Genomic DNA, 3593 nt, shown 5'->3' on the forward strand with positions numbered 1-3593 from the left:
CCGTTCTGCCGGTGCGCGAGGACCTGTCGCAAGCCTGGCGGGCACTATCGGCCGGGATCGACCCGAACGCCGATGCCGACGAGATGACGGCGCGCCGCCTGGCCGAGAGTTTCGCCGCCTATCTGAAGGCCTGCAAGCTCGACGAGCGGGCGCTTTCGACCTTGCCGCCCGGCCGCTTCCTGATGCCGGGCGATCTCGAAGGCTCGCCGGCCCTGACCTTCGCGCCACTGGCCGCGATCGGCGACAACCGTCCGCGCGCAGGCTCGCTGCACGCCATGATGGACAGGCGCTATGAGGCCTACAAGACGCATGTCGTCAAACCCTTTTTCCGGGAACACATCACCCGCCTCGACCGCCAGATCGTGCTGATCGACGCTATGCAGGCGCTGAACGCCGGCCCGGGCGCCATGGCCGACCTGGAACGCGCGGTGACCGAGATCCTCAGCTGTTTTCGCCCCGGCCGGGGCAGCTTCCTCACCGATCTGTTCTCGCGGCGCATCGACCGCATCCTGGTTGCCGCGACCAAGGCCGACCATCTGCATCACGAAAGCCATGACCGGCTGCAGGCGATCGTGCGGCGGCTTGCCGACCGCGCCGTGGCACGGGCGAATTTCACCGGCGCCGATGTCGATGTGGTCGCCATGGCGGCGGTGCGCGCGACGCGCGAAGGCACCGTCAGGCAAGGCCGGGAGACGCTTCCCGTCATCATCGGCACGCCGATAGCCGGTGAGAAGATCAACGGCGAAACCTTCGATGGAAAAACTGAAACAGCCATATTTCCCGGTGACTTACCGGAGAATATTGATGCGGTTTTCGATGTTTCGGGAGCCGATCACAGGCAGGACTCCGCGGACCCTGCAATCCGCTTCGTCCGTTTCCGTCCCCCAAAGCTCGAACGCACGGCCGAAGGCGTCACGCTGTCGCTGCCGCATATCAGGCTCGACCGTGCCTTGCAGTTCCTGATCGGAGATCATCTGGCATGACCGCGCCCCGCAAGCCGGCGGCATTCCGCATCGAACCGGAAGCCCCACCGAGACAAGCGGCCCCTGAGCCGCGCAACATCCAGGCCGACACCCAGCGCAAACCCCGCGCGATGAAAACCCATGTCGCGATGGTCATTCCGGCGAAAGTCGATGTCTTCGACGAGCCCGACATCATTGCCGCGGAGCCGCCACCAGCCGTCGCCCCCAGGAAACGCTCGCTGCTCGGCAGCATCTTCTTCGGCGCCTTCGGCGTGCTGGTTTCGCTGGCGGTCGGCCTGTGGACCGACCAGCTCATACGCGACCTCTTTGCGCGCGCTGAGTGGCTGGGCTGGCTGGCCGCCGGCATGGCCGCCATCGCCGTGCTGGCGCTTGTGGTGATCCTGATTCGCGAATTCCTGGCGATCGCCCGCCTCGCCGAGGTCGAAAAGCTGCAGAAGCGGGCGCTCGATGCGATCGCCCGCGACGATCCCAAGGCGGCACGATCGGTCGTCGACGAATTGTCGGCCTTTGTCTCGGCCAAACCCGAGACCGCGGCCGGCCGGCGCGAGCTGGCCGAATTGCGCGGCGAAATCATCGACGGCGGCAATCTCGTGCGCCTGGCGGAGGCTGAAATTCTCGGACCACTCGATGCCAGAGCGAAAGTGATGATTCTCGAAGCTGCCAAACGCGTCTCGCTGGTGACGGCGGTCAGTCCACGCGCACTGGTCGATGTTGCCTATGTCGTGTTCGAGGCCGGGCGGCTCATTCGGCGCCTGTCGGAACTCTATGGCGGACGGCCGGGAACGCTGGGTTTCTTCCGCCTGGCGCGCAGCGTTCTGGCGCATCTGGCGGTAACCGGTTCGATCGCGGTCGGCGACAGTGTCGTCCAGCAGATCGTTGGCCACGGCCTGGCCGCGCGCCTTTCGGCCAAGCTTGGCGAGGGCGTCGTCAACGGCATGATGACGGCGCGCATCGGCATCGCCGCGATGGAGACGGCTCGACCCCTGCCCTTCAGCGCCGCCAAACGTCCCGGATTGGGCGACTTCCTCTCGGCGCTGACATCGTTCGCAACCAGGAAAGACGGTGCAACGACCCCCTCCGGCAAGTGAGCCGGGCTGGAGTGTCCGGGCATTCGGAATCGTTACCGGACTGCTCTGCGGCGGCCCCGCGGTGACGAAGCATTAACCAATCTTGTTCATGGTCAGACCGGTTCCAAACAGCATCTTTGTTGCCGGGTGTCGTCGATGAAAAGCGTAATTCTATCCAGCGTCCTGTCCCTGGCAACGGTGATTACGACAGTCGTCGGCATTGCCGGAGTGGCCTCTGCGGCGGAGCCGGACAAGCAGTTCTTCCAGTCTGCCGAAGGCAAGTGGATCGGTCCCGGCGAAATCGTCGCCGGCAAGTACAAGGGCACCAAGTTCAACTGCAGCTTCACCGGCTCGACGCCCGACGGCAAGGTCGGCATGTCGCTCGACGGCGGCTGCCGGGTCGGTATGTTCACCCAGCCAATGTCGGCCAAGATCGAGCGCAAGGGCCGCGAGGGCTACAAGGGCAGCTTCATGGGTGGCGCGACCGGTTCCGGCCTCGACATCATCGGCGGCAACGTCGTCGATCCCCGCAAGGTGGTCTTCACCATCAACCGCAACCAGCTGCGCGGCGTCATGCAGGCTCGCATCCCTGACGACAATTCGATGACGGTGACTATCGCCGTGCGCGTCAACGACCAATTGGTGCCGGTGATCGGCATGAGCCTGAAGCGGGTCGACGCGGTCGAAGTCGGTTCCATCGCGCCGAACTGAAATCGCGCCGAACTGAAAAATCCGAAGAAAAAGGCGGCGACCCAACGGTCACCGCCCTCTCACTTGAGCCCATCGAATCAGGCGCTTAGGCCTTGATCTCAAATCAGGGTGTCAGCCCTTGATCGCGGCCGTCACTTCGTCATAGGCCTTGCAGGCGTCGGCCAACGTCGTGGTGCCCTGATACTTGGTTGTCACCGCCTGGACCTTGGCGGTCAGATCAGCCGCCTTGGCCGGGTCCTTGGTGATCGCCTCCTGAAGTGCTGCAGCCATGTCCTGCGCCTTCTTGGTTGCGATCTCCGCCGTGCACTCAGGCGCCTTCGAGCAAGCCGAACCGGCAAGCACCGCCAGGCCGACGGCAACAAACAAAAACTTCTTCATGTCAGTCATCTCCTCAAAAAGGGCGCGACTTGATCGTCGATCACCCTCCAATGGCCGAAGCCGAGCGTCCTTAGCCTTCGATTGCGGCAAGATGCAACGTGTTCCCGGCCTCAACTTGTGTATCGCGCCTGCAACATCGCTGGCGGCAGGATTTGAGGCTACTGTGTCGGCGGCTGCAAAGTTCAGCTGCGAGGCTGCAGCAGCGCCAAGACGGCGGTCGATGCGGCAAGGATAGCAGTCAGAGTCAAAGGTCCAGTCGCGCCATAGGTGTCCACGACATAGCCGCCGACAACCGCGCCGATGGTGATGGCAATTTGGAAAGAGGTGACCATCAGGCTGCCCGCTGCCTCCAGCGCATCAGGCGCCGCGCGCGACATATTGGTCGGCAGCACCACCGGCGCCATGCCAAAGGCGAAACCCCACAGCGTAACGAAGCCGAAGGCAACGCCGATAC

Annotated in this window: 4 protein-coding genes and 1 pseudogene; 3 read left to right on the plus strand and 2 right to left on the minus strand. The window is 64.0% G+C overall.

The window, feature by feature from the left end; genetic code table 11:
• The 3 genes from EN879_RS27845 to EN879_RS27855 form a co-directional block, all read left to right on the plus strand.
• Positions 1–983 (plus strand): YcjX family protein (locus EN879_RS27845; protein ID WP_127274381.1); only part of this gene is annotated, 983 nt, incomplete at its 5' end.
• The gene (locus tag EN879_RS27850; RefSeq protein ID WP_063167921.1) at positions 980–2071 is read left to right on the plus strand and encodes a YcjF family protein; all 1092 of its coding nucleotides are present in this window, start codon (positions 980–982) and stop codon (positions 2069–2071) included. The genes EN879_RS27845 and EN879_RS27850, both read left to right, overlap by 4 nt.
• Positions 2072–2206: 135 nt before the next feature.
• Positions 2207–2761: a hypothetical protein gene (locus tag EN879_RS27855; protein WP_024503535.1), complete on the plus strand. Its 555-nt coding sequence runs from the start codon at positions 2207–2209 to the stop codon at positions 2759–2761.
• 111 nt (positions 2762–2872) lie between these two features.
• Here EN879_RS27855 and EN879_RS27860 read toward each other — a convergent pair whose 3' ends face one another.
• Together EN879_RS27860 and EN879_RS27865 are read right to left on the minus strand one after the other, a co-directional pair.
• Positions 2873–3139 carry a hypothetical protein gene (locus EN879_RS27860; RefSeq protein ID WP_024503536.1) on the minus strand — a complete coding sequence of 89 codons (267 nt, stop codon included), beginning with the start codon at positions 3137–3139 and terminating at the stop codon, positions 2873–2875.
• 182 nt (positions 3140–3321) lie between these two features.
• A pseudogene (locus EN879_RS27865) lies at positions 3322–3593 on the minus strand (MFS transporter); the annotation flags it as partial.

The sequence above is a fragment of the Mesorhizobium sp. M7A.F.Ca.AU.002.02.1.1 genome (assembly GCF_003998535.1).
GTDB lineage: Bacteria > Pseudomonadota > Alphaproteobacteria > Rhizobiales > Rhizobiaceae > Mesorhizobium > Mesorhizobium ciceri.